Source organism: Paenibacillus tuaregi, assembly GCF_900086655.1.
Taxonomy (GTDB): Bacteria; Bacillota; Bacilli; order Paenibacillales; family Paenibacillaceae; genus Fontibacillus; species Fontibacillus tuaregi.
On sequence record NZ_LT575476.1, the window covers coordinates 4,160,510 to 4,185,593 of the forward strand.

At 50.0% G+C, this 25,084-nt stretch carries 22 protein-coding genes; 11 read left to right on the plus strand and 11 right to left on the minus strand.

What is annotated here, in order from left to right:
• Nucleotides 1-38: 38 nt before the first annotated feature.
• From BN6628_RS18555 to BN6628_RS18570, 4 genes are all read right to left on the minus strand, one after another.
• On the minus strand, nucleotides 39-2,231 hold the full coding sequence (locus BN6628_RS18555) for an alginate lyase family protein (RefSeq protein WP_235847668.1): 2,193 nt from the start codon (nucleotides 2,229-2,231) through the stop codon (nucleotides 39-41).
• On the minus strand, nucleotides 2,221-3,354 hold the full coding sequence (locus BN6628_RS18560) for a glycoside hydrolase family 88 protein (protein WP_068619855.1): 1,134 nt from the start codon (nucleotides 3,352-3,354) through the stop codon (nucleotides 2,221-2,223). The genes BN6628_RS18555 and BN6628_RS18560 overlap by 11 nt, the downstream gene beginning before the upstream one ends.
• A 266-nt stretch (nucleotides 3,355-3,620) precedes the next feature.
• Nucleotides 3,621-4,289 carry a bifunctional 2-keto-4-hydroxyglutarate aldolase/2-keto-3-deoxy-6-phosphogluconate aldolase gene (locus tag BN6628_RS18565; protein WP_068619856.1) on the minus strand — a complete coding sequence of 223 codons (669 nt, stop codon included), beginning with the start codon at nucleotides 4,287-4,289 and terminating at the stop codon, nucleotides 3,621-3,623.
• Nucleotides 4,290-4,405: 116 nt separating this feature from the next.
• On the minus strand, nucleotides 4,406-5,380 hold the full coding sequence (locus tag BN6628_RS18570; protein WP_068619857.1) for a sugar kinase: 975 nt from the start codon (nucleotides 5,378-5,380) through the stop codon (nucleotides 4,406-4,408).
• Between the two features lie 188 nt (nucleotides 5,381-5,568).
• Between BN6628_RS18570 and kduI the strand changes: the two genes are divergently transcribed.
• Genes kduI through kduD form a run of 3 tightly spaced genes read left to right on the plus strand, consistent with a single transcriptional unit; the run spans nucleotide 5,569 to nucleotide 7,998 of the window.
• Nucleotides 5,569-6,402 (plus strand): 5-dehydro-4-deoxy-D-glucuronate isomerase, encoded by an 834-nt coding sequence (gene kduI, locus BN6628_RS18575; RefSeq protein WP_068619858.1) that lies wholly within the window; start codon nucleotides 5,569-5,571, stop codon nucleotides 6,400-6,402.
• A gap of 35 nt (nucleotides 6,403-6,437) precedes the next feature.
• Nucleotides 6,438-7,190: a DeoR/GlpR family DNA-binding transcription regulator gene (locus tag BN6628_RS18580; protein ID WP_068619859.1), complete on the plus strand. Its 753-nt coding sequence runs from the start codon at nucleotides 6,438-6,440 to the stop codon at nucleotides 7,188-7,190.
• Nucleotides 7,191-7,245: 55 nt separating this feature from the next.
• Complete coding sequence (gene kduD, locus BN6628_RS18585; RefSeq protein ID WP_068619860.1) at nucleotides 7,246-7,998, plus strand: 2-dehydro-3-deoxy-D-gluconate 5-dehydrogenase KduD; 753 nt, start codon at nucleotides 7,246-7,248, stop codon at nucleotides 7,996-7,998.
• Between the two features lie 73 nt (nucleotides 7,999-8,071).
• Here kduD and BN6628_RS18590 read toward each other — a convergent pair whose 3' ends face one another.
• The gene (locus BN6628_RS18590) at nucleotides 8,072-8,407 is read right to left on the minus strand and encodes a YolD-like family protein (protein ID WP_068619861.1); all 336 of its coding nucleotides are present in this window, start codon (nucleotides 8,405-8,407) and stop codon (nucleotides 8,072-8,074) included.
• 223 nt (nucleotides 8,408-8,630) lie between these two features.
• Between BN6628_RS18590 and BN6628_RS18595 the strand changes: the two genes are divergently transcribed.
• The 3 genes from BN6628_RS18595 (at nucleotide 8,631) to BN6628_RS18605 (ending at nucleotide 11,090) form a co-directional block, all read left to right on the plus strand.
• A complete protein-coding gene (locus BN6628_RS18595) occupies nucleotides 8,631-9,197 on the plus strand; it encodes a helix-turn-helix domain-containing protein (RefSeq protein WP_068619862.1) in 567 nt (188 codons plus the stop codon).
• Nucleotides 9,198-9,420: 223 nt separating this feature from the next.
• A complete protein-coding gene (locus BN6628_RS18600; protein ID WP_068619863.1) occupies nucleotides 9,421-10,656 on the plus strand; it encodes a CynX/NimT family MFS transporter in 1,236 nt (411 codons plus the stop codon).
• A 2-nt stretch (nucleotides 10,657-10,658) separates the two neighbouring features.
• Nucleotides 10,659-11,090, plus strand: a complete 432-nt coding sequence (locus BN6628_RS18605; protein WP_068619864.1) for a universal stress protein — start codon at nucleotides 10,659-10,661, stop codon at nucleotides 11,088-11,090.
• A gap of 122 nt (nucleotides 11,091-11,212) precedes the next feature.
• Here the strand turns inward: BN6628_RS18605 and hemY are convergent, their stop codons facing one another.
• Entirely contained in the window at nucleotides 11,213-12,637 is a 1,425-nt protein-coding gene (gene hemY, locus BN6628_RS18610) for a protoporphyrinogen oxidase (protein WP_068619865.1), read from the minus strand.
• Between the two features lie 123 nt (nucleotides 12,638-12,760).
• Entirely contained in the window at nucleotides 12,761-14,002 is a 1,242-nt protein-coding gene (locus BN6628_RS26710; protein WP_082926975.1) for a radical SAM protein, read from the minus strand.
• A gap of 135 nt (nucleotides 14,003-14,137) precedes the next feature.
• On the opposite strand from BN6628_RS26710, the gene BN6628_RS18620 reads away from it, so the two are divergent.
• The 5 genes from BN6628_RS18620 (at nucleotide 14,138) to BN6628_RS18640 (ending at nucleotide 20,384) form a co-directional block, all read left to right on the plus strand.
• Complete coding sequence (locus BN6628_RS18620) at nucleotides 14,138-15,589, plus strand: spore germination protein (RefSeq protein WP_068619866.1); 1,452 nt, start codon at nucleotides 14,138-14,140, stop codon at nucleotides 15,587-15,589.
• Between the two features lie 39 nt (nucleotides 15,590-15,628).
• The gene (locus BN6628_RS18625; protein ID WP_068619867.1) at nucleotides 15,629-16,723 is read left to right on the plus strand and encodes a GerAB/ArcD/ProY family transporter; all 1,095 of its coding nucleotides are present in this window, start codon (nucleotides 15,629-15,631) and stop codon (nucleotides 16,721-16,723) included.
• Nucleotides 16,720-17,847 carry a Ger(x)C family spore germination protein gene (locus BN6628_RS18630; protein WP_068619868.1) on the plus strand — a complete coding sequence of 376 codons (1,128 nt, stop codon included), beginning with the start codon at nucleotides 16,720-16,722 and terminating at the stop codon, nucleotides 17,845-17,847. The genes BN6628_RS18625 and BN6628_RS18630 overlap by 4 nt, the downstream gene beginning before the upstream one ends.
• A gap of 318 nt (nucleotides 17,848-18,165) precedes the next feature.
• Nucleotides 18,166-19,260, plus strand: a complete 1,095-nt coding sequence (locus BN6628_RS18635; RefSeq protein ID WP_082926976.1) for a GerAB/ArcD/ProY family transporter — start codon at nucleotides 18,166-18,168, stop codon at nucleotides 19,258-19,260.
• Entirely contained in the window at nucleotides 19,257-20,384 is a 1,128-nt protein-coding gene (locus tag BN6628_RS18640) for a Ger(x)C family spore germination protein (RefSeq protein WP_068619869.1), read from the plus strand. The genes BN6628_RS18635 and BN6628_RS18640 overlap by 4 nt, the downstream gene beginning before the upstream one ends.
• A 1-nt stretch (nucleotide 20,385) precedes the next feature.
• Here the strand turns inward: BN6628_RS18640 and galU are convergent, their stop codons facing one another.
• The 4 genes from galU to BN6628_RS18660 are packed head-to-tail and all read right to left on the minus strand — an operon-like array spanning nucleotide 20,386 to nucleotide 24,896.
• Nucleotides 20,386-21,252 carry a UTP--glucose-1-phosphate uridylyltransferase GalU gene (galU, locus tag BN6628_RS18645; protein WP_068619870.1) on the minus strand — a complete coding sequence of 289 codons (867 nt, stop codon included), beginning with the start codon at nucleotides 21,250-21,252 and terminating at the stop codon, nucleotides 20,386-20,388.
• 5 nt (nucleotides 21,253-21,257) lie between these two features.
• Entirely contained in the window at nucleotides 21,258-21,659 is a 402-nt protein-coding gene (locus BN6628_RS18650) for a GtrA family protein (protein WP_068619871.1), read from the minus strand.
• Nucleotides 21,656-22,636: a glycosyltransferase family 2 protein gene (locus tag BN6628_RS18655; RefSeq protein ID WP_068619872.1), complete on the minus strand. Its 981-nt coding sequence runs from the start codon at nucleotides 22,634-22,636 to the stop codon at nucleotides 21,656-21,658. Before BN6628_RS18655 ends, BN6628_RS18650 begins: the two co-directional genes overlap by 4 nt.
• Before the next feature lie 34 nt (nucleotides 22,637-22,670).
• Nucleotides 22,671-24,896 carry an ArnT family glycosyltransferase gene (locus BN6628_RS18660; RefSeq protein ID WP_068619873.1) on the minus strand — a complete coding sequence of 742 codons (2,226 nt, stop codon included), beginning with the start codon at nucleotides 24,894-24,896 and terminating at the stop codon, nucleotides 22,671-22,673.
• Nucleotides 24,897-25,084 lie beyond the last annotated feature (188 nt).

Genomic DNA, 25,084 nt, shown 5'->3' on the forward strand with positions numbered 1-25,084 from the left:
AACGGGTGGTCTCTACCAAATTTCAAGCAAAAGAACGGTTATTTTACCACGATTATTTCACTTTCTTCCAGTCCTTGGTTGATAACCACTACTTCTCCGAAAATCTGGTTGCCCTCCACCACGTAAGAGTCTAAAGGCCCCGCAGGCGCGTGGTGACAGACCGCAACCAGTACAGTGCGAAGCGAGGCTGGCAGCTGAATCCGCCAAGCCAGAACGTCTTCATCCGAAGCTGGCTCCCCGGTATAGCGGCAGACCGGAACTTTCTCCACAACTGGAATCTGCTCATCCCCTGGAGCCAGCGGATACAAGACCTGCATCAAGGATGTTACCTTAGTCCCTTTCCGTTCATATTCCACATAAGAATGAGGCTCTGCCCAATTGTACTCGCGGGATAACGTGCCTGTATGGAGCCCGGCCCGCAGATGATCAGGCTCTGCCGGAATGATGGCAAAGTTCGGCTCTCCTTTACCGTTCTCTGTCCGGCATATGCCGCTATCCCCGTCCAAACAGACTTTTCCCGGTGCAAAATGAAACAATTGACTGTAGCTGTGCAGTTCCCCGCTTATAAATGTATCTATCAGAATCCAGAAACCCGGCTTGATAAATAGAATTTTCCGGATGGGACGGACAGGATCTTTCAGGCCAAAATATCCATCATGGCTTCCTTCGGCATAGTCGATATCCCGCCCCGGAATCCATCTTGTGCCTGAAGGATGTGCGATTCGTCCATATGCCCACGTGCCGGTGACCTCTGTGAAGTCCACCCCATCCACGAGCGTTGTATTATGGGCACGGCAGCATTTGAGCTCCCGCCGAAGCGGCGTATGCTCGCTGTAGTTATAGCGGCCTAAATCCGTTAGAAAGTCCCGGCCATAAGCATGAACATCGATATGCAGCATGTCCGCATGGCCGTGTCCTCCACCAAGCGGCCCGCAGCGGAAGTTCAGATACATCGCATGCTCATCCCAACCGGATCGCATAATGTAGTGACCAGCATGCTCGAAGCCATGGGAAATCTGGGTCGGGGCAGATAACGGCATTTTGGCATACCTCCTTACTTCCTCTATCCCAAAGCTCCAGGCATTGTCATAATCCACCTGGTCATATCCTCCGAACCTAAGCTCCGCATCTCCGAACAAAAGTGCCGCTGCAGTAAGAACTGATCTGACATCATTATCGTCGCTGTCTCCCCGCAGAGGCTGCCTATGGTTAGGCTTGGCTTCCAGCAAAGAGGCATAAGCCATCTTCCTCGCCACTTGGATTACCACCTCGGGCAGCGGGATGGCCTCTTGGCAGGCCACCCGGATTACGTCCAAGTAGCAGTTCAGCACTTCATGATGATAGGTCGGAGACTGCTCCCAATGAATTCCGTCTTGCAGTACTTGCAGCCGTGCGGTCTCTTCCAGCCTCTGAAGGCTGAGCTGCCTCCAGAGTGGGGCACGCCGAAATTCCGGGGCGAATACAGAGACCATGAATAGGCCGCAGCTTTCCAGAACCCCCCAGTTGCTGATCCTCTTCCACCCGCTAAATGATGAAGCTAAATACTCAGCATGCTCATGAAGCGATACCAGCACTTTGGCAGTAAGCCGGGGTGTCATATGCGGACCGCCGAGTAAATACGGCAGCGATTTAATCCAGTTTACACACCGCAGTCCCGCCTCAATGGAGCGCCAGGCAAGTGTCCCGGTCTCCGGTATTGCATTAGGGCTAGAGTGCTCGGGTACAGGATTTCTGTCGATCCAATCCTCCATCAGCTGGCAGCACACCGCCGCATATTTCCCTTCTCTCGTTAACAGATATGCCTGGCCTAGAGCTATCCAATAGCGATGCCGGTTCAGCATGTAGGACCATTCCACGTCCCGGTCGGGCACATGATTCCAGTCTACCAGACCGCTGAAGGTGACTGGCACACGCGTCCGTTCCATATCCCAGGGGAAGCGGAACAGAAAGGTGCCCGATACGACTTCATCCGCCGTCCGCATCACCTGCTGAAGCGCTTCGCCGCCGTATTGTCTGACATACCGGCAAATCTCTTCCGTCTCTTCCTGTCGAACAAACATGACCGGTGCCTGCTTTGTGATCCAGTGCTGCCTTAGAGCCGCGTATATTTTATCTGGCTGTTCCCCCTGGCCTGCGGCTTTCCTCACCCGGTCGAGACTTGGATGCCTCAGGTCCAGCATATCCATTAGGCGGGACTCCATCTCCATAGGTGCCGGTGTATTAGCGCTCATACCAATATCCCCCGGCTCCCCTTTCCAGTCTCATCAAAGCTTCCAGGTAGAAATAGTCCCCCCAGATGACATAATCATCCGGCGAAATCCCTCCGCGCACATGGTAGGAACCGCGCCTAAGCAGACCTTCTGCTTCCGGTTCATCCGCAGTTGAATAATTATTTATGAGTGAGGTCATCTTGTTCATTAATGCTCTCTCGAAATAAGCCCGGTCTAGATCGTCTTCCGGTAAACAAGCCAGTAACTCCTGAAGGCCGGCGCATACAATAGCTGAAGCGGAGCTGTCCCTGTAAGACCCGATCCCCGACTCTTCCACCGGAACATTAAAATCCCAATACACTACTTGGTCGTCCGGCAGGTGCTTCAGGAAATAGTGGGCCATGCGCTTGGAGGTCTCCAGAAATGCGGACTCCCCGGTATAACGGTAAGACAGAGCGAACCCATATACACCCCAAGCCTGCCCGCGGGTCCAGGTCGAACCATTCGTATATCCCTGGTGCGTGGACCCTCCAATCGGCTCCCCGGTCTTCGGATCGAAGAAAAAGGTATGATAAGAGCTGTCATCCCCTCTTACAAGATAACGTCTGGTCTTCTCGGTCTGTAGAACGGCCGCTTCCTGGTAACGTGAATCTCCAGTCTGCTCCCCCGCCCAGTACAGCAGCGGCAGATTCAGCAGACAGTCGATAATAATCCGTCCGCCCTCCACCGGGTCCCCTTCCGGTCCCCAGGCTTGGATATAACCTCCCGGCTCACGCCAGCGCCTCAGCAGCACACCCGCCGCCTGTAGAGTCAGCTGCCGCGCAGCCTCATCGCGCTCCAAAATCCACTGGGCCTTGGAAGAAAGCGAATACAAAAATCCGATGTCGTGATGATCCAGAACCACATGCTGCTCCATGCGCCGCCGGAAGCTGGCGACGGAACGCTCCGCAGCCTTCTTGAACCGATCATCCTCGGTATATTCATAACAGAGCCACAGAATTCCACTCCAAAATCCATTGGTCCAATCCTCATTATCGATAAGCTGATACACGCCATTACTGCTTACATGAGGGAATTTCTCTCCGAATTTGTCCAAATTTCTCCGTGTCTTTGCAACAGCGTCTTCAATCGCGGCATGCCACATCACCCTTGTCTCCCTTCCTGAGCTGAACCTTGTCGTTACCTACAAACCTGACTGAACCTTGCAGGCAGAAGTATACTATCGGTGGCCCGTTTAGGCGGGTACGAATTTTGCCGGGAGTGTGCACAATTTTGACCTATGCAGAATTGTGCAGTTCCATTCCCTAATCGCCAAGGCCCATCCGCTAGCCTGCGGCCCTCCAACAGAGTAAGGTCTGCCACCTTCATGAGCGGCAGACCGAGTAAAGAAAGCTGCGTACGGAAGCGTCATTATGCTCCGTTTTTTGCTTCCCGGAAAGCTCGCGCATACTCCGATGCTTTCTTGGCTACAAGGGTGTAATCCCCCGTCGAGACGGCTTCCGTGGTCAGATCTGATCCGATCCCCACAGCTGCCGCACCGGCATTCACCCACTCCTTCAGATTGTTCAGCGATACCCCACCGGTCGGCATTAGATTCGCCTGGGGCAGTGGACCCTGAATCGCTTTAATCACGGAAGGTGAATACAGATTGCCGGGGAAGAGCTTTACAATGTCAACGCCCAGCTCAAGCGCTTCCTGGATCTCTTTCACGGTCATGGCACCAGGCATCACCGGAACCCCGTACCGGTTGCATAATCTTACGGTGTCCGGGTTCAGAGACGGGCCTACGACAAACTCTGCTCCACTTAAGGTAGCAGCCCGGGCCGTCTCCGGATCAAGCACCGTTCCCGCCCCAATAATCGCCCGATTCCCCTCATCCTTCGCGTTCCAGCTGTACCTGCGTGCCAGCTCCTCGATGGCCTGCAGCGCGAACGGCACCGTAAGCGTGACCTCGATAACTTTGATTCCCCCGGCGATGGCCTGCCCGGCCATTTCTACGACCTGCTCGGGAGAATCCCCCCGCAGAACTGCTACGACCCCATATCCCGTAATCGCTTGAAGCACCTGTATTTTTTTCATATCCTCTTCCCCTTCTCGACATGTTTACAAACACAATGATTATGTCTTCCATTCGCCCGGGACTCGGAGTCTTATCCTAATTCAATCCGTCTCTCGTCCCGGAATCACAAATATGCTTAGCGCTCCACATGCTCCAAGCCATCCATATACGCCCTGACCTCTTCTCTCAGCGGCAGTCCCTCCCAATCTCCAGTCACTTGAATCACCATAGCTCCAACCAAATTGCCGAGCTTAACCGCATCGGTCGCCGTCTTTCCTTCCAACAGACCTGACAGAAAGCCTGCACAGAAGCCATCTCCCGCTCCGACCGTATCTGTCACATGATCTACCTTGTAATAAGGGATCGGAGTAATCAGCCCTTCCTCAACGAGCAGGGTCTCATCCTGCCCTCCCTTAATGACGGTGATCGCTGACAGCTCGTTCAGATAACGGAGAATCATCCCCATGGACTCCGTCTGATAGAGCAGCTTCAGCTCATCAAAACCGGGAAGGAAATAATCGACTTTCCTAAGCAGCGGCAGAATAATGCGCCGCGCCTCTTCGGCGCTCCACAGCTTAAGCCGGATATTCGGATCGAAGCTGACTTTAACGCCATTCTTCTTGGCTATGTCAACGGCCGCCAGAACCGTGTCCAGACAAGAAGGGCTGAGTGCCATGGAAATTCCAGTCAGGTGAAGGACCGAGGCTTGCTTGATATACTCCTCATCCAGATGTTCGGGAATCATCCGGCTTGCCGCCGAATACTTACGGTAATAATGCACCGAGGTCCGTCCCCGGATTTGCTCGCGCATCATAAATCCTGTAGGCGCATCCGCGGCCAAAGAAGCACGGGACACATCTACACCCTCCCCTTGGATCGCTCTGAGAATTTTTCGTCCGAATGGATCATCCCCGAGCCTACCGCACCAGCCTGCCCTATGGCCGAGCCTCGATAAGCCGATGGCTACATTGCTCTCCGCCCCGCCGAACGAGGAGTCCAAGGCAGCTGAATATTCCAGCCCTTTAGGGCCCTGAGGCATCAGCAGTGCCATGGATTCGCCAAAAGTTACTACCTCCGGGCTTTCTGATAATTTCGAATGAAATGATTCCATCTGCGATTTCTCCTTTGTACATTACAAAAATTAGAGCACCGAAGACCGGGACTTCCCCCTAAACCCTCATCACTCTCTTTTTGGTTTATATTACTTCCACTTCGCTTGAATTACAAACAAAAATAATATAATATGAACGAAAATGAACAAAAAAGAAAAACAAAACACACAGAGGAGATTTTAAAAACATGGAAAATCGTTATGCTTCCCATCCCAATGAAGTCAAGCAATTCAACACAGAGCGTCTGCGCCAGGAATTCCTGATCGAGAGTTTGTTTGCTCCTGAGCAGTTAAACCTAGTCTATTCGCATGTTGACCGCTTTATCGTCGGAGGTGCCTATCCGATACACCAGCAGGTTGTGCTTGAAGCCGATGCCAAAGATATCGGGGCGGATTCGTTCCTGGAGCGCCGGGAAATTGGAATTATCAACATAGGGGGACAAGGCATCATCACCGCAGATGGTACCGATTATGTATTAGAGCCGCTGGAATGCCTGTACATTGGCCTTGGTGTTAATGAAGTTGTGATGAAAAGTACGGATGCCGCACAGCCTGCTAAGTTCTACTTCAACTCCACACCTGCACACCGCAGCTATCCGATTGCCAAAACCGGACCAGATGACGCATTCAATATGCACTTGGGAGATATCATGAACTCAAATGAACGGACCCTGTACCGTTTTATTCATGAGAAAGGCATTCAGAGCTGTCAGCTGGTCATGGGCATGACCATGCTGGAGAAGGGAAATATGTGGAACACCATGCCGGCTCACACGCATAACCGCCGCTCTGAAGTATATTTATACTTCAACCTGCCGGAGGATGCTGCTGTGTTCCATATGATGGGTGAGCCACAGGAGACAAGACATATTGTTATGCGCAACGAACAAGCCGTTATTTCACCAAGCTGGTCCATTCATAGCGGAGTAGGTACAAGCAATTATACTTTTATCTGGGGAATGGCCGGAGAGAATCAAGTCTTCGAGGATATGGACGGCGTGGCTATGAAAGACTTAAAATAAAAGCAAAAGATTTGACATAGAACGGATGGACAAGAATGAATTCAATTCGACGATTCGAAAAAATCATGGAAGTACTGCTCAACGAGAAAGAAGTTACCGTCAACGAACTAAGTGAACGCCTGGCTGTCACTGGCAAAACAATTCGTGATGATCTGAGTAAGCTCGAACAGCAGGGGCTGATCCGACGAGTGCATGGAGGAGCGATCCTGGCCCAGAGTGACCAGTTCGGCATCCTCTCTACCCCGGAATCCCAAGTCAAGCATTTGGCCGAGAAGAGCCAGATTGCCGAAAGGGCGGTCCGGCACATTGAGCCCAAGGATATCATCGCTCTCGACGGGGGGAGCACGCTGCTGGAACTTGCCCGCAAGCTCCCCGAGCTTCCGCTGACCGTTATTTCCAATGACGTTCATATTATCAATGAGCTGACACCTAAAGAACACATTCGTCTCGTCGTGCCCGGCGGTTACCGGGTACGCAATATGCTGGTTGGGCCGGAGGCCGTCACTTATATCCGCAATCTTAATATTAACAAGGCTTTCATTTCTTCTACCGGTGTTCATCTGGAGCAGGGACTTTCGGTGTACACAGGGGATTTGATTGATTACAAAAGAGCACTGATCGAGACGGCGGCCCGCTCCTATGCCGTTGTGGACAGCCACAAATTCGGCCAGAGCGCGCTGCGCAGCTTCGCCGCTCTGACCGAGATGACGGCTCTGATTACGGATAACGGACTTTCTCCCGAAGTAATCCAGCAGTACCGCAGCGCCGGGGTAAACCTCGAAGGATAGCAGGCTAAGCCATTGCGCCTTCGGTAATTACAGCCATAATACGGAGGTTACCCTTATGAACATATTTGATCTTAAAGGCCGTACGGCCCTTGTGACAGGCGGTTCCAGCGGGCTTGGGCAGGGCATTGCACTTGGGCTTGCTGAAGCAGGAGCGGATATCATATCCGTCTCCAGAACTTCAAGCCGTGAAACCGTTGAACAAGCCCGTGCTTACGGAGTGCAAGCAGCCGATATTCAGGCCGATCTTAGTGATCACAGCCAGCTCGAAGCAGTATTTCAAGAAGCTCTTGGCCTAAACGGGCATATTGATATTCTTGTTAACAATGCCGGAATTATCCGCAGAACCCCCGCAGCCGAGCACAGCAGACAAGACTGGTTCGATGTCATTAATCTGAATTTGAGCACGGCCCACTTCCTCTCCCAGCTTGCAGGCGGCCATATGATCAGTCGCGGAAGCGGGAAGATTATTAATATCTGTTCCATGCTCTCCTTCCAGGGCGGCATTAACGTTCCAGGTTATACCGCAAGCAAGCACGGGATTGCGGGCTTGACCAAGGCGATGGCCAATGAATGGGCCAGCCGGGGCGTGCAAATCAACGGAATTGCTCCTGGATACATGAGCACAGACAATACCACTGCCATCCGCGAGAATGCAGCCCGGTATGAATCGATTTCGGACCGGATTCCGGCAGGAAGATGGGGCACACCCGATGATCTTAAGGGTGCTGCGATCTTCCTTTCCTCCTCCGCCTCCGATTATGTGAACGGGCATATTCTATGTGTGGATGGCGGCTGGCTGACCCGTTAATTCATAAGAATAACAAACAAGCGGCCCCAGGTGCTCTCTTACAGCACCCGGGGCCGCTTGTTTTATGAAACTGTCAGGAAGTGGCGGCTCCTACAATGTCCCTGATCTTGATCCACTGCCAGTCCTGACCCAGCTGCAGCTTAATTTCCCGGCTGTGTGTATGGATGGAGGTCACAACTCCCCGCAACTCCACATCCTCATATTCGCCCCAGAGCCTTACGGTTACAGCGGTGTGTCCCCGCAGAGACTCACTTAAGGCACGCTCAATCAGCTCCAGCTCCTGGGCATCAATAATCGGCCTTATACGCCGGTTCAGCTCACGTCCTGCCCTGATAATCGCCTCCTTATGCTCCGGCAGCATCATTCTTGAGGATTCCCACAGCCCATTCGCTTCCAGCTTGCCTGCCATCTTCCATTCCTCCTTAACAGAATCAGCTCTTTTATAAATACGAACATTTGTTTGTATTATATCCGCAATTTCAGAATTAAATCAATGTAAATTCACACCAAAAAACCTTCAAGCAATACCCGGAAGGTAGGATGATAATCCGCGTGGATTAAACGATCGTATGGAAAAGAGTCTGAATAAACAATATACTAGCTATAAAGTTATTTGTTGAGGTGAGTATCAAATGGATGAAGTCGATGAATCAAAACAAATTGTATTACAAATCGGCGGTGCCTTGAAAAAGTACAGAAAAGAAAAAAATATGAGCCTAGACGACTTAGCGGAATTAACCGGCGTAAGCAAGCTTACTCTAGGAAATATCGAACGTGGCGATACGAATCCAACCTTGGCTATTATATGGAAAATTTCAAAAGGCATATCTTTACCGCTATTGGCTTTGTTCAAGACAGAGGACCCTGTTAGTTTATATCGGGCAGGCGAAGGACTCCGGTTTTCTAACGATCAAAAAAATTGGACTATTGAACCTATCTTTAAAAACGCAAGCAATGACATTGAAATGTGTCGGGCTTACTTACAGCCACATAGCTCGTATCACCCTGAAGGGCATCACGAGAATACAACTGAAATCGCGACAGTCATGACGGGTTCCATTGAAATCCAAGTCAATGGAGAGCTTTACACATTAAATCAATATGATACGATCAGTTTTCGTGCAGATTGTCCTCATTCTTATACCAATCATACGAATAGCGAAACCGTGCTGCATATATCCTTAAAGTATGGCTTCTAAAAATTGAAAGTTCCACATCCTAAATACAACTTCGAATTCCATAACGGGAATTCAGAGTTGTATTTTTGTTTTCAGATGAGTTTTGATGAATTATAAAATACTTCTTGTTAAATTCAGTATACTATAATATACTTTTGTTGTTCGCGCGGATGTTATAACATAGTTTTTTTCAATCAGCAGGTAACAAATATTACGTAAGAATTCAGGAAGGAGACAATGAAAAATGCCGAACAAACAACAAACTAAAGCCGTACCCTCCTCTATAGGGTTGATCATACTCGGCATTATTTTTATTGCAGCCAATTTACGTACTCCCTTAACCTCAGTCGGTCCTTTAGTGAGTCTTATAAGGGATAACGTTCATATTTCAAATACATTAGCAGGCCTGATCACAACGGTACCCTTGCTTGCTTTTGCTCTATTATCGCCTTTAGTACCGAAATTGGGACGAAGGTATGGGGTTGAACGTATCATTTTGATTGCCCTAATCTTCCTTACTATTGGCATAGTAATACGTTCTTTATCTGGCGCAGCTAATCTGTATATAGGGACAGCCATTCTTGGATTCGCAATTGCCGTATGTAATGTATTACTGCCAAGTATAATCAAGAGGGATTTCCCAAATAAAATTGGCTCCATGACAGGTGTTTACTCCATATCCATGAGTTTATGTGGGGCCATCGCATCGGGTATGAGTGTGCCGCTAGCCGTGAACGCAGGGCTAAAATGGCAGGGAGCATTGGGAATATGGGGGATCCTAAGCTTTGTATCGATCCTCTGTTGGTTGCCCCAATTAAGAAATCAAAAGAAGCAAACAGCCACGACGAGTCAACAGATGGCCGGCAACGATGTGAATGTTTGGCGTTCCCCTCTTGCCTGGCAAGTCACCTTGTTTATGGGTATACAATCTATGGTTTTCTATGTGTTGATCGCATGGTTGCCTGAAATTTTAAAGCAGCAAGGAATTGACTCAAACCAATCAGGGTGGTACCTCTCGATCATGCAGTTAGCTCTACTCCCATTTACCTTTATTGTGCCTGTTATTGCTGGACGCATGTCTAACCAACGTTTGTTAGTAGTCATCACAACCATTTTACTTTTGACGGGAACACTCGGGCTTCTTTACGGAAGCTCCGATATGATTCTGTTGTGGATCATAATCCTTGGAATTGGTGGAGGCTTCGCCTTTAGTTTGTCCATGATGTTCTTCGGATTACGTACTGAAAATGCGCACCAAGCAGCAGAACTGTCTGGCATGGCACAATCGATCGGATATCTTCTTGCTGCGGTCGGACCTGCCCTAATAGGATATTTACATGATGTCACAAATAGTTGGAACCTGCCACTTTTCATTCTGCTTGGCGCTTCGGTCTTACTCTTGTTATTCGGTATAGGAGCAGCAAGAAACCGTTTTGTAGGCAGCCGAAATAGTTATGAGCTGCCACGGAAAGGACAATAAATATGTTTGACACAATTATTGTGGCAATTGATAAAGCCGAGATCACGAACAAACTCCTTGATGCAGCCGTTGAAATAGCCCGAAACAAACAAACCCGAGTTACCTTGGTTAATGTCAGCCCGGAATATGTATCGAATGGCATGACATATATACCAGAGAATTTCTTGGAAGAAGTATTAAACGAAATGGAGAAAGCGAGTTTGGGGCTGTTGCAGCAAGCCAAATCTAAATTAGAATCTGCGGGGATTAACGCGGAAACCGTTCATCTTAAGGGAGATCCTGCACATGAAATATTAAATTATGCAAGGGATACCGAGCAGCAGCTTATTATTATTGGAAGCCGTGGGTTAAGGGGCATCAAAGAAATGATGCTTGGAAGTGTCAGTCACAAGGTTTCCCAGCTATCAAGCTGTCCAGTCCTTATTGTACATTAACTCCTTTGGGAACTGCAGAGATGAGGCGTAGTAACTAACGGGGAACGTTATAGTTGAAACATACAGCGGCATTCTAGGATATTGTGTCCTACAATGCCGCTGTTTTTCAATGAGTTAAGCGCTTAGACAAGCAGCCTGTCCGCCATACGGTCTGCAGCCGCCTTGCCGTGCTGGATACAATCTGGAATACCTACACCGTCGTATCCGGAGCCGCAGATCAGCATACCAGGATACCGGCTCTCCAATGCTTCGCGTAAATGTCCTATCCGCTCCTTATGACCGACCCTATACTGGGGCATGGACTCCGGCAACCGGGATACCACAGCAAGTTCCGGCTCAGCGGTGATGCCCATGATCTCTTTCAGCTCTTCCCTGACCCGGGCCGCGGTCTCCCGGTCATCCATGGCGGCCGAAGCTTCGGCTCCCGCCCTGCCGATATAGGCACGCAGCAGAACTTTTCCCTTCGGTGCTGTGTGAAGCCATTTGGATGAAGTCCAGGTGCATGCGGTCATCATTCTCCCCTCAGTCCGGGGAATCACAAAGCCTGATCCCTTCAAATCATGCTGAAGCTCCTCCGCCCGGTAGCCTAGCGCAACATTTGCAACAGACACATACGGAATGGAATCGAACACGTCCGCAGCCGGGAACGGCTCCAAGAGCCTGCCGCAGGCATATGCGGGCAGGGCCATAACAATTCCGTCCGCCTCACAGACCTCCCCGTTCTCCAACGTCACCCGGTATCCGTTCTCATAACGCAGTACAGAACGAACTCCGCAGTTCTTAAGGATTCTTGCTCCAGACAGCTCTTCCTCCAGCTTCTCGACCAGAGTTGAGAGCCCGTTCTTGAACGTCAGAAACATGCTTCGTTTCGCAATTTCGGGAAGCTCCTCCGGGCCTGTCTTGGCTGGAGCCGTCCTTCCCGCGATCATACCCAGAATCAGGCTGCGGTACTTCTGTTCTATATCGTGGAACTGTGGAAAGGTCGCCTGAAGGCTGAGATTCCCCGTATCTCCGGCATAAATACCGGCCAGCAGCGGTTCAACCAGCCGCTCCAGCACCTCTCTGCCAATCCGCCGCTCAATAAAAGCGCCAAGTGCCTCATCGCCCACGGTCTTTCTTCGCGGCAGCAGAAGATCCATAGCGGCTCTTGCCTTACCCGCCAGCGAGATCATGTCCGTCTTGATGAAGGGTCCCACCCGCGTTGGAATGCCAAGAGCCAGGCCGGCGGGCATGGTGTGCAGCTTGCCTCGGTGCAGGATATAATTTGTCCGGGCCAAAGGGTTCGTTCCAGTCAGCTCCTCTTCGAGCCCGAGGGACTTGGCTAAATGGAGCGCAGCCACTTTCCGCCCAAGAAAAGAGTCCGGCCCGGTCTCAATCACATATCCGTCCTGGCGGAGCGTCCGGATTCTTCCGCCAAGCCTGTCACTTTGCTCGGCAACCGTCAGCTTGAGCGGGACTCCCTTGTCCTTAAACCGCTCTTTCAAATAATAGGCTGCACTGAGCCCGCTGATCCCCCCGCCGATGATAACAATCCTTTTTGCCTCCATAGCTATCCCCTTATTCAAGCATTTGCTTTTAACTTAGCATAGGGGAACCGGGCAAATTGTGATAATGATCACAACCCTAATCGCATATCATCCTGGTATCTAATCCGCTCATCATCTTGGCAGTTAAGTCGTTTTATGGAATTCTCCAGGAATATAAGCACAATAGGGATCGCTCTCCAGATAATCTCCCGTCACTGCGTAAGCTCTGGCCCGGGACCCCCCGCACAGCGCTTTGAACTCACAGGAGCCGCACTTGCCCTTCAGCCGGTTCTTGTCACGCAGCTCTTTCATAACCGGGGAATGACGATAAATTTCGCCCAGGGTCATTTCCCTCACATTCCCGCAGATCACCGGCAGGAATCCACTCGGGTACACCTCTCCGATATGACTGATGAACACAAATCCATCCCCGTCGTTCACACCTTGAGGCGCCCTCCCGAGCACATCCCTACGCTTTGCGACCGGTATGGTGGCACCGGCATCAGGTGTGCCAACACCCGGTAAGGCTCCCGCTCCAATCTCTGCCCCGATCCCTGCTTTAACTACTGGCTCCGCTTCACCATAATTCATCCTTTTTCCGGCAATCTGGCCCTTGGCCGCTGCCCGGCCTTCCCCAAGTTCCCTCCGCTGCCGGTTCATCTCCTGGACATATACCCGCCGGTAATGGGGAGCTTCCGTTGCTTTGATCCCGTAGGGCATGGACGCTGACAGCCCCGCGAGCCATTTCATCACCTCTTCATGCTGCTCCGCCGAAATCATGTCCTTGACCATCCCGCGGCCGGTTGGAACAAGGAAGAACAGGCTCCACAGCACCGCCCCCATTTCCCGGACGATACCTGAGATCGCTTCAAGATCGTGCAGATTATACCTGGATACCGTCGTATTAATCTGAATCGGAAGCTCAAGCTCCCTAAGCCATTTAATCCCGTTCATCGTCATCTCAAAGGAACCCTTCGCCCCGCGGAAATGATCATGAATCGCTGCAGATGAACCGTCCAGGCTGAAGGCCCATCGGGATAGGCCGGCTTCCTTGACCCGCCCGATCGCCTGCCTTGTTACTCTCGGCGTTGCACTCGGTGTCATGGATACAGACAAATGCTTCTCCTCTACAGCATACTTAATCAAGTCATACAGATCAGGACGCATCAATGGATCTCCACCGGTGAACACCAGCAAGGGGTTATCCAGCTCAGCGATCTGATCGATAAGCGCCCTTCCTTCCTCTGTCGTCAACTGCCTGGGATCGGCCGCATACTGGGCTTCTGCCCGGCAGTGCAAGCATTTCAGGGCACAAGCTCTTGTAACCTCCCAAATTACAATAAAAGGTGAATCGGCATAGTTCCTCTTCCCAATTAGTTCCCTCAAGCTACAGCTCCTCCTAACTTGGACTTCTTAATTCCAAGCTATCACAACCCTCTTGTTCATCTTGTGACTGCTCTCACTCTGGGTTCCCGAATATAACGGAATATTTTACAAACCTTCCGGGAACAGTACGGATAAATGACTTCGGAAAGCCGGGTGACCTATATGCCTGCCACTGCGCAAACTTCAACCTCATCCTTATCCAGCAATGTTAAATATATAGAAGAAGCGTTGTTTAACACCAACGATCTCAAGCAAAGAACGCTGAGGGGCCCAAATACATCCGGCACTCTTCTCTATCTGGAGTCCCTTGTTGATCCTATGCTTATTGAACGGAATATCATTATACCGTTCAAACATCAGGAGCATAAGGAACTGGACGAGCTGTTTACCACGCTTGAATATGAGCAGCAAACAGATCTATCCAAAGGAGTCGACGGGCTCATTCAGGGAAGCTGTGTGTATTTTCAGGAGGGCAAACCGGAATTTTATATCCTTGCTGCGCCTGCCAAATATGACCGGAGCATTACTGAGCCTGAGAACGAAGGAATCATTCGGGGACCCCACAACGGATTTATCGAAAGTCTGACAGTAAATTTGCATTTGATCCGCAAGGCGATCAATGCATCAGATCTCATAGTTAAATACTATACTCTGGGCAGCACCGCTCCCAGAAGAGTAGCCCTAATCTATCTGCACAGCCTTGCCCAACCGGAAACCGTACAGAAAGTAGAATCAAGACTTGAGAGCATCTCCATTGATTCTGTGATCTCCACCGGTTTCCTTCAGGAAAATATGGAGGATAATCCCTATTCAATTTTCCCGCAGCATCTGAACAGCGAACGGCCTGATCATGTTAGTTCATACCTGCTCACAGGGAAAATCGCTATTCTGCTGGAGGGCGATCCGACGGCATTGATTGTGCCTGCAAGTTTTTTTGCTTTTTACCAGACACCTGATGATTACAATAACCGCTGGATGATTGCCTCCTTCGTCCGGATTATCCGTCTGATCAGCTTTATCACCGCCTTCCAGCTTCCTGCCATTTATATCGCAACCGTCTCTTTTCACTCGAACGTGCTGCCTCTTCAGTTATTCTTCACGGTTCAGGGATCGCTGACACGAGTGCCCTTTCCGCCTTTGGTTGAGGCTATGCTGCTTGAGTTGATATTCGAGCTGCTCCGTGAGGCCGGGCTCCGTCTGCCCAGCCGGGTTGGACAGACTATCGGCATTGTCGGCGGTCTCGTAATTGGGGATGCGATTGTTAAAGCCGGACTCGTCTCCTATACCATGATTATTGTGGTTGCCCTTACCGCCATCTCCTCCTTCCTCATCCCTTCCAACGAGATGAGTTCGTCGATGCGGATTCTCCGGTTTCCACTTATGATCATGGCGTCAATGTTCGGGTTCATTGGAATCTCATTTGGACTAACCATCATGTTCATCCATCTATGCAAGCTTGAATCTTTCGGGAAGCCTTACTTCTCTCCTCTGGCCCCCTTGAAATTCAAAAAATTAAAGGATACCTTTGTGCGGTTTCCGATCTGGAATTTATGGAAGAAGCCGGATTCTCCCGGCAAAGGAAACTAACCTTCATCGATGACACCCTGAACTAAGGAGGAACAGCTGTTGACTCAAAAAGAAAAAATGATATCAAGAGACCAGCTTTTCCTGTTCATTATCCAGGCGCAAATCGGAGTAGGGGTTCTATCCCTTCCTTATAAACTGAATAATTCCGCCAAAGGTGGCGGAGGTCTATCTGTACTTATAGCCGGGATGACCACCCAAATGATTATTATCCTGATGTGGGCCATCATGAAGAAGTTCCCTGGGCTCAATCTATATACCATCTGCCTTAAGCTTTTTGGGAAATTTATAGGACGAATCTTCATCATAGCCTATACCGGATACTTCGTTCTTCTTGGGGCCAATATCATGCTCAGCGCCGTTGAGCTGCTGCACCGGTGGCTGCTGCAATCTACGCCCCGATGGGTCTCACTGGCTCTGTTCTCCATCATGACCCTGTATCTTGCCAGAGAGAAGCTGACTGTCCTGGCCAGGTTTTACACTTTGGCCACCTTCTTGTTCATTCCTTTAATTCTGCTGATCAGTTATGGGCTTACCCAGGCCCATATGGAGTATATGTTCCCTCTGATGGAAAAAGGAATTGTGAATATCATTAAGGGGGCTAGAGAAACAACCATTTCCATGTATGGATTTGAATTAATGCTGATCATCTATCCTTTCTCACAAGGAACGGACAAACAGAAACTCCTTTCCATCAGCTTGGCCAACCTGTTTGTCACCCTGTTCTACGTATTTGTCGTGGCAACCTGTCTGACGGTATTTAATTCCGAACAGTTGAAGTACATTCCCGAGCCAGTGATCTACTTGGTGAAATCGCTTAACTTCTACATCGTGGACCGTGCAGACATCCTGTTTCTGCCCATTTGGGCCATTACACTCGTGTGCTCGATCGTCAGTTATTGTTATGGAGCCGCAATTGGGATGAGCATCCTGTTCGGCAAAAAGGAACATAAGCCGTTCTCCCCTTTGGTTAAAGTTTTAACTTTTTCGATTGCCCTTGCCCCAATGACCCCAGCTGCTGTTCACAAGCTGGATAAGATTTCAGAGTACACCGCCTATCTGTTTCTTGCCGGCCTGCCGCTGATTATATATATATTCTCACTCTTTATGAGCAAAAAGACAGGTGATCCCGCATGACCAGACGGATCTCTAAGATGCTTATTGTACTGCTGCTTTCGGCCTGCCTGACCGGATGCTGGGATAGAGAATATCTGAAGGATCTGCACCTGGCTTACACGGCAGGTTTCGATCTTACGGAGGACGGCATGATCAAAGAAACGACGGAGTTAATTATTCCGCCCGAAAGCGAGCAGTCAACCACCAAGAACGAAGTTCACTCCAGTGTTGGATTCACACCGCGCAGCGCCTCAGATAATTTGAGAACCAAGGTACGCGGGAATATCCGGTTTAACAAAAATGGTTTTGTCATCATCGGGAAACCTCTGGCCCAGAAGGGGATCTCCCCTATCATGGATGTGAATTTCAGAGATCCCAGCAACCCGACATCTACTGTGCGGCTGATTATCACAGACACCAATTCCTCGGATCTTTTTGAGCCTAAGATGGTCGGTGAACTGAAACTTGGAGAATTCATTAACGACAAAATCAAAAGCCTGGAGCAAATGAGTGTATTCTTCCCTGCTGAAACGGTGGACACCGTCTTTCGCGCCATGATGGACCCGGGTCAGGATTTCGCTGTGCCCTTTCTCAGCAAAGAAGGGGACAACATTATTGCCAAAGGAGTGGCTCTCTTCCATGATGAATACTACTCCGGCATGCTGGACTATGAGAAGTCCGTAATGCTGGTTCTCCTGAAAGGCAAGAAAGGCAACAATGCACGGATTACCAAAAGAGTGGATACTGAAACGGGTCAGAAAGACAGAGGGACCATCACTATCAATGTCGGAAGAAAAAGAATAAAAAGAAAGTTTGACGTTAAAGTCAATGACAAAGGAGAGGTTGAAGTTGACCTGAAACTGAACCTTCAGGCCGTAGTTGAAGAATATACCGGTGGCCGCAAGCTGGACGAACCCGAAATTAAGAAGATCAACCAGGATCTATCCGAAATGTTAACCAAAGATGCGGAAACCGTGCTCCATGAAATCCAGAAGGCCAATTCAGACGTCCTCGGCGTTGGCAGAAAGCTCATTGCCTATCACAATAAAGAGTGGAAGACAATGAATTGGTCTGAGGATTACCGGAAAGTGCGGTTCCGCCCTCAGGTCGAGGTCAACATTGTGGATACCGGTATTCTTCAATAATTCAGGCATTTGGACTCTAAGATAAGCAGAGAACAGGCCCCTTGAGAAGATCAAGGGGGTTTTGCCGTTCCCGGATGTACCGGAATATTTTACAAACCTTCCGGGAACAGTACGGTTAAATGACTGACGAGCCCAAATACATCCGGTACTCTTCTCTACCTGGAATCTCTTATTGATCTCATGCTTATTGAGCGGAATTGGGCTCATTCTGGGATACCTTTGCGCAGTTTCCGATCTGGAATTTGTGGAAGAAGCCGGATTCTCCCGGCTAAGGAAGCTAACCCATCGATGATACCCTGAACTAAGGAGGAACTGCTGTTGGCTCAAAAAGAAAAAATGATATCAAGGGACCAGCTTTTCCTAGTCATTATCCAGGCGCAAATCGGAGTAGGGGTTCTATCCCTTCCTTATAAACTGAATAATACCGTCAAAGGTGGCGGAACTCTATCCGTACTTATAGCCGGGATGACCACCCAAATGATTATTATCCTGATGTGGGCCATCATGAGGAAGTTCCCTGGGCTCAGTCTATATAACATCTGCCTTAAGCTTTTCGGGAAATTTATAGGACGGATCTTCATCATAGCCTATATCGGATACTTCGTTCTTCTCGGGGCCAATGTCATGCTCAGTGCCGTCGAGCTGCTGCACCGGTGGCTGCTGCAATCTACGCCCCGATGGGTCACACTGGCTCTGTTCTCCGCCATGACCATGTATCTCGCCAAAGAGAAGCTTACGACTATAGTCAGGTTCTACGCCTTGGCCACTCTCTTGTTCATTCCCTTAATTCTGCTCATCAGTTACGGACTTACCCAGGCCCATATGGAGTATATGTTCCCTCTGATGGAAAAGGGACTTTTTAATATCATTAAGGGGGCTAAAGAAAGTGCCATTTCTATGTACGGTTTCGAAATCATGCTGCTTATCTATCCCTTTTCGGAAGGAACGGACAAACAGAGGCTTTTTACAATCAGTATGGCCAACCTGTTTGTCACCCTGTTCTATGTATTTGTCGTGGCAACCTGTCTGACGGTATTTAATTCCGAACAGTTGAAGTTCATTCCCGAACCAGTCATCTATTTGGTGAAATCCCTTAACTTCTACATCGTGGACCGTGCAGACGTCCTGTTCCTGCCCATTTGGGCTATTACACTCGTATGCTCTATCGTCTACTATTGTTATGGTGCCGCGATTGGGATGAGCGTTCTGTTCGGTAAAAAGGAACACAGGCCGTTCACCCCTTTGGTTAAAGTTTTAACTTTTTCGATTGCCCTTGCCCCCATGACCCCGGCTGCTGTTCACAAGCTGGATAAGATTTCAGAGTACACTGCCTATCTGTTTCTTGCCGGCCTGCCGCTGATTATATATATATTCTCACTCTTTATGAGCAAAAAGACAGGTGAGCCCGCATGACCAGACGAATCTCTATATTTCTTATTGTAATGCTGCTTTCGGTCTGCCTGACCGGATGCTGGGACAGGGAATATCTGAAGGATCTGCACCTGGCCTACACGGCAGGGTACGATCTTAGTGACGAAGGCATACTCCAAGAGACCGTGGAGTTGATTATTCCGCCCGAGAACGAACAGTTAAACACCAAGAACGAAGTTCACACCAGCGTTGGGATAACGGCTCGCAGCGCCTCAGATAATCTGAGAACCAAGGTACGCGGGAATATCCGGTTTAACAAGTACGGCTTTCTCCTCATCGGGAAATCTTTGGCTCAAAAGGGAATCTCTCCGATTATGGATGTGAATTTCAGAGATCCCAGCAACCCGACATCCAATGTGCGGCTGCTGATCGCGGATGGAAAGGCCTCGGATCTTTTTGAGCCTAAGATGGTCGGTGAACTGAAACTCGGGGAATTCATCAACGACAAAATCAAAAGCCTGGAGCAGATGAGTGTATTCTTCCCTGCTGAAACGATGGACACCGTCTTTCGCGCCATGATGGATCCGGGTCAGGATTTCGCTGTGCCCTATCTTGCTAAAGAAGGGGACAACATTGTCACCAAAGGCATTGCGCTGTTCCATAATGACCAATACACCGGCAGTCTGGACGTCGAAAAGGGCTTGATGCTGGTTCTCCTGAAAGGCAAAAAAGGCACCAACGCACGGATTACCAAAAGAGTGGATACTGAAACGGGTCAGAAAGACAGAGGGACCATCACCATCAATGTCGGAAGAAAAAGAATAAAAAGAAAGTATAACGTAAAAGTCAATGACCAAGGAGAGGTTGAAGTTGACCTGAAACTGAACCTTCAGGCCGTAGTTGAAGAATATACCGGTGGCCGCAAGCTGGACGAACCCGAAATTAAGAAGATCAACCAGGATCTATCCGAAATGTTAACCAAAGATGCGGAAACCGTGCTCCATGAAATCCAGAAGGCCAATTCAGACGTCCTCGGCGTTGGCAGAAAGCTCATTGCCTATCATAATAAAGAGTGGAAGACAATGAATTGGTCTGAGGATTACCGGAAAGTGCGGTTCCGCCCTCAGGTCGAGGTCAACATTGTGGATACCGGTATTCTTCAATAACTCAAGCGTTAACGAGCTGTTTCAAATAAGGAAGCAGAAGCGGAACCAGTTCCTTCTGCTGGAGCCCGATCTCAAGGGTAGCCTGAATATAGCCGAATTTATCCCCGATATCGTATCTTTTCCCGGCAAGTTCCAGGGCGAGCAGCCCTTCTCTGCCGCAAATTTCATGAAGCGCGTCGGTGAGCTGGTACTCTCCCCCGGCTCCACGCTCAATCTGCTCCAGAACCGAGAAGATCGACGGCTGGAGGATGTACCGTCCCATTACGGCCATGCGCGATGGAGCAAGCTCTGGCGAAGGCTTCTCAATGAGCCCGTTCACGCTGTACAGACCGTCTGTCCCGTCTCCCGGATGAATGATGCCGTACTTGCTTACATCTGGCAATGGGACAGGTTTAACACCAACGATGCTCTTGCCCGTCTCTTCAAATACCGTGACCATCTGCTTCAGCGCAGGCGGGTCAGAGACCATAATATCATCGCCAAGCAGCACGGCAAACGGCTCATCCCCGATGAATTGGCGGGCGCAGAGAATGGCATGGCCGAGGCCTAGCGGCTCCTTCTGCCGGATATAATGAATTCCGGCGAGCTCACTGATCGCTTCCACCTTATGAAGCAGCTCCTGGTTCCCCTTTTCCCTGAGGATACGCTCGAGTTCAATTGATTTATCAAAGTGGTCCTCAATGGATTTCTTATTCCGGCCTGTTACAATGATGATGCTTTCAATCCCGGCCTGCACGGCTTCCTCAACAATATATTGGATAGCCGGCTTGTCTACAATCGGCAGCATTTCTTTGGGCTGCGCTTTGGTGGCAGGCAGGAACCTTGTGCCTAGTCCCGCCGCAGGAATTACTGCTTTTCTGATTTTCATGCCGTTCACTCCTTCTCTCTCTTGATCTGACGGGTAAATACGAAATAGCGGCTCCCCGCATAATTGATTAGAAGGCTGGCGGCAGTCGCTGCCAGCTTGCACAGGATAAGACTTATTCCTGATCTTCCATACATGAGCTTCAGCAGAAGTGAAGATACAGCCAGGGCCGCCAAATTAATCAGGATAAACCTGGGGATTTCCTGCTGTTTGTGGCCGCTCTCCTCACGGAAGGTCCATCTGCTGTTCAGCACATAGCTGTTAAGCACTCCGCAGCTGTAAGAGATGATCTGAGCCGGGATAGCCGGAAAGCCTCCAGTGATCAGAAGCGTAAATGTCCCCAGATCAATCCCCGTATTAAGCAGACCGACAATCCCAAACTTAATCCACTGTTTAAGATTGCTGCTCATACCTTCGTTGTAAGCTCCTGCCGGGTGCTATTCCTGTCATCTTGAATACCGTGAAGTTCATTTACGATATACAGCGGCCGTCCCTTGGTCTCATCATAGACCCGGCCAATATATTCTCCGAGCACTCCCAGCATAATTAAGACAAATCCGTCAAAAACCAGCATAATTCCGATCAGGGAGGGCCAGCCTTTGCTGGTGGCCTCCGTGAATAATGCCAGATAGAGCACATACAGCAGATAAATAAATCCCATGGCCGATAGGGTAATCCCTGTATAACCGGCCAGCTTGAGCGGCTTGTACGAGAAGGACATGATTCCGTCTAAGCTCAGCTTGATCATCCGTTTGAGCGGATACTTCGTCTCCCCGGCCAGACGCTCATCGCGTTCGTATTCGATTGCGGTCTGGCGGAAGCCAACCCAGCTCACCAGGCCGCGTACGAACCGGTTCTTCTCCGGGAGGAGCTTCATCTGCCGGATCACCTTCTTGTCCATGAGCCGGAAATCACCCGTATCCACCGGGATATTGATTTCCGTAGAAGCCCGAAGCACCCGGTAGAACATGCTTGCCGACAGCTTCTTGAACAGAGTCTCTCCGTTTCGCTTCACCCGCTTGGCATAGACTACATCGTAGCCTTCCTTCCACTTCTCGATCATGGACAAAATCAGCTCCGGCGGGTCCTGCAGATCGGCATCAATTACGATGACCGCTTCCCCCAAGGCATAATCCATGCCAGCGGTAATGGCAATCTGATGACCGAAGTTCCGTGAGAAGTCAATCAGCTTCACCGTCTCATCCCAGCAGCTGTAATCTTTAATAATCTCGGCACATTGATCCTTGCTGCCATCATTAACGAAAATCAGTTCATACGGCCCGTCGACACTGCCCATCACTTTCTTAAGCCGTCTATACGTTTCCTGAATAACGGCTTCTTCGTTATACATAGGGATAATGATCGAATACATCATTTGCGTACTCATCCGCTTAATCCTCCAATCCTCCAAGCTTTAGAATTTAGTTCACACTTACCTCGTACAGCGTCATATTGCCATCCGGACCATTCTGAACCGCTCCCGAATCCGCCTGATTGTCTGTCGTCCCATTCCATTCGCTGGATGGAATCTCAGTACCGTGCTCCTTGATCCATGAGGTAATCTCGGTGCTGCCGCCCCGGCCTCCCATACCGCCGCCAACCAGAAAATACTTGACCTTATTGCTCTTCACCATAGCTTCGAGCTTCTCCGTGGTATACACCGGATCGGAGCCCGAGAACCCGCCCATAATGATGACGGATTGTCCTTCATCAATCATGTAAGGGGCCGCCGTACCGTAATTATTTGTAGCGAACAGATACGTCTGTCCGGTGTTGTTCTTCTTTAGATAAGCAAGCAGTTTGACATTAACCTGCCCGCTCTCACCTCCACGGCCTCCGTCCATCCGGAAATCTGATCTAGTACTATCTAATGAAGCTGCTGATCCAGCTGTACGATCTGACCCTGCTGGAGCCGTATCTCCAGAACTGCGGCTGTCTTCAGAAATGCCGCTATTACCTTCAGCATTCATTCCCGGAGGGGTCATGCCGCCCGGCCCGCCATCTCCAGGGAAGCCCATGCCCCGGCCATCGGCTGTTCCAGGCCCAGCCTGGGGAATCATACTATTCAAGCCATAGGTGATTGGGGTTAGTGCCCAGTAAGCCGGACCGATAAGCAGCACCAGCAGTCCCGCCATCACAGCCGCCTGTTTCCAGGCTTTTTCCTGACTGCGGATTAGGATCAGGAGAACGGCAGCTGCTATACCAGCAGCAGCGATCAGGATAGACCAGCCCGTACCGATTGTGCTGTCGTAGGCCTGAACGATGTAATATTGGAAGGCGGCTGTAAGCACGATTGAAATTGGAAGAAGCCAAGTCTGCCAGCCATCCCGTTCGCGGTATGCCTTCCACATCGCCATGAAGCCAGCCCCGGCAAGCGCCGCAATCGGTGGAGCGAGCATAATAAGATAATAATGATGGAAGAACCCGGCTATGCTGAAGAAGACCATCGCCGGTCCCAGCCATGCAAGCCAGAATAGACCTTCTTTATGTTTCTGTGTGATCTGGTTTCTGCGGATTCCCGCGAAGAAGGCAATCAGACCGAATAGTACAAAAGGAAGAAGCCAGCTGGCCTGACCCGACAGCTCGGTCTGGAACAAACGCAGCGCGCCCGGTGTACCGGTACCGAAGCTGCCTCCCATGCCTCCACCACCGCCGTCCCGGCCGTTATCGCCAAAAGGAGGCTGCCCTTGGCCATTCCAGGAAGTCCGTCCAGTCTGACCAGTTCCGCCGGCAGGAGAAGTCTGACTGCTGCCGGACTGCGGATTGGTGCTTGGCGGAGTGCTGCCTGCACTCATATCATCCCCCGCAGAAGCACCTGAATTAGAGGTTCCAGGAGTCATTCCTCTCCCTCCACCTTGGTTCCCTGTGAGACGGGAGACGCCGTTATAGCCGAAGGCCAGTTCCAAAACGGAGTTCGTCTGGCTGCTGCCTATGTAGGGACGCTGGTCCTTGGATATCGAGTCCACTGTAACGGCCCAAGAAAGGGACACTGCAATCAGAACCGCCGTGGAGCCGGCAAGGATGCCCAGCTTTCTTTTCCAATTCACCTTGGCCGCCAGGAGATAGAACAGATAAAACGCTGGAGCCACCATATAAGCCTGAAGCATCTTCATATTAAAGCCGACTCCAATCATGGCAAAGGCCCCAAGCATACAGCCCACACTGTTGTTGCGAATTCCCTTAAATAAGAACCAAGCCCCCAGCAGCAGGGTAAATACAAGCATACTGTCAATATTATTGGTCCGGCTGACCGCGACGGCTACAGGCATGAGAGCCATCACAAGCGCAGAAATCCGGGCCGCTGCAAGGCCAAACGTCGGCTTAACCAGGAAATAGATCAGCAGAACGGAGCCTATCCCCGCCAAAGCTTGAGGAAGTATGACACTCCAGCCATGCAAGCCAAAGATATAAGCGCTTATGGTCTGAATCCAGAATGTAACCGGCGGTTTGTCCACCGTCACCGAGCCTGCCGAATCCAGCGACCCGTAAAAAAAGTTGTGAAAGTTCTGCAGCATGCTCGCCACCGCTGTGGTGTAATAAGTGTTCGCATACTTGTCATTCCAAATGCCGTACAAATTTAGAAAAGCGGCAAGCAGGACAATCAGAATCATTATTTTATCCGTGCAAATCTTCTTAAGCAGTTTCATAACTCAAATTCACTCCCTTGTTTATCCTGAGCCCATTGTGCCATCCTTAACTGAACCCAGATTGAATCCCCGCTGAATGTTCGCTGAATATTCGGACAGGGAGTCATTCATACCTGCTTTTTCAGACAAAATTCAGATAAATCACCGATAATAAGATTAATATATAAGTTGAACTTAAGAATTACCAT

Bases quoted from the DNA above. Each gene is read 5' to 3' on its own strand.
- BN6628_RS18555 (WP_235847668.1), bottom strand. From the start codon at position 2,231: ATGAGCGCTAATACACCGGCACCTATGGAGATGGAGTCCCGCCTAATG.
- BN6628_RS18560 (WP_068619855.1), bottom strand. From the start codon at position 3,354: ATGTGGCATGCCGCGATTGAAGACGCTGTTGCAAAGACACGGAGAAAT.
- BN6628_RS18565 (WP_068619856.1), bottom strand. From the start codon at position 4,289: ATGAAAAAAATACAGGTGCTTCAAGCGATTACGGGATATGGGGTCGTA.
- BN6628_RS18570 (WP_068619857.1), bottom strand. From the start codon at position 5,380: ATGGAATCATTTCATTCGAAATTATCAGAAAGCCCGGAGGTAGTAACT.
- kduI (WP_068619858.1), top strand. From the start codon at position 5,569: ATGGAAAATCGTTATGCTTCCCATCCCAATGAAGTCAAGCAATTCAAC.
- BN6628_RS18580 (WP_068619859.1), top strand. From the start codon at position 6,438: ATGAATTCAATTCGACGATTCGAAAAAATCATGGAAGTACTGCTCAAC.
- kduD (WP_068619860.1), top strand. From the start codon at position 7,246: ATGAACATATTTGATCTTAAAGGCCGTACGGCCCTTGTGACAGGCGGT.
- BN6628_RS18590 (WP_068619861.1), bottom strand. From the start codon at position 8,407: ATGGCAGGCAAGCTGGAAGCGAATGGGCTGTGGGAATCCTCAAGAATG.
- BN6628_RS18595 (WP_068619862.1), top strand. From the start codon at position 8,631: ATGGATGAAGTCGATGAATCAAAACAAATTGTATTACAAATCGGCGGT.
- BN6628_RS18600 (WP_068619863.1), top strand. From the start codon at position 9,421: ATGCCGAACAAACAACAAACTAAAGCCGTACCCTCCTCTATAGGGTTG.
- BN6628_RS18605 (WP_068619864.1), top strand. From the start codon at position 10,659: ATGTTTGACACAATTATTGTGGCAATTGATAAAGCCGAGATCACGAAC.
- hemY (WP_068619865.1), bottom strand. From the start codon at position 12,637: ATGGAGGCAAAAAGGATTGTTATCATCGGCGGGGGGATCAGCGGGCTC.
- BN6628_RS18620 (WP_068619866.1), top strand. From the start codon at position 14,138: ATGACTTCGGAAAGCCGGGTGACCTATATGCCTGCCACTGCGCAAACT.
- BN6628_RS18630 (WP_068619868.1), top strand. From the start codon at position 16,720: ATGACCAGACGGATCTCTAAGATGCTTATTGTACTGCTGCTTTCGGCC.
- BN6628_RS18640 (WP_068619869.1), top strand. From the start codon at position 19,257: ATGACCAGACGAATCTCTATATTTCTTATTGTAATGCTGCTTTCGGTC.
- galU (WP_068619870.1), bottom strand. From the start codon at position 21,252: ATGAAAATCAGAAAAGCAGTAATTCCTGCGGCGGGACTAGGCACAAGG.
- BN6628_RS18650 (WP_068619871.1), bottom strand. From the start codon at position 21,659: ATGAGCAGCAATCTTAAACAGTGGATTAAGTTTGGGATTGTCGGTCTG.
- BN6628_RS18655 (WP_068619872.1), bottom strand. From the start codon at position 22,636: ATGAGTACGCAAATGATGTATTCGATCATTATCCCTATGTATAACGAA.
- BN6628_RS18660 (WP_068619873.1), bottom strand. From the start codon at position 24,896: ATGAAACTGCTTAAGAAGATTTGCACGGATAAAATAATGATTCTGATT.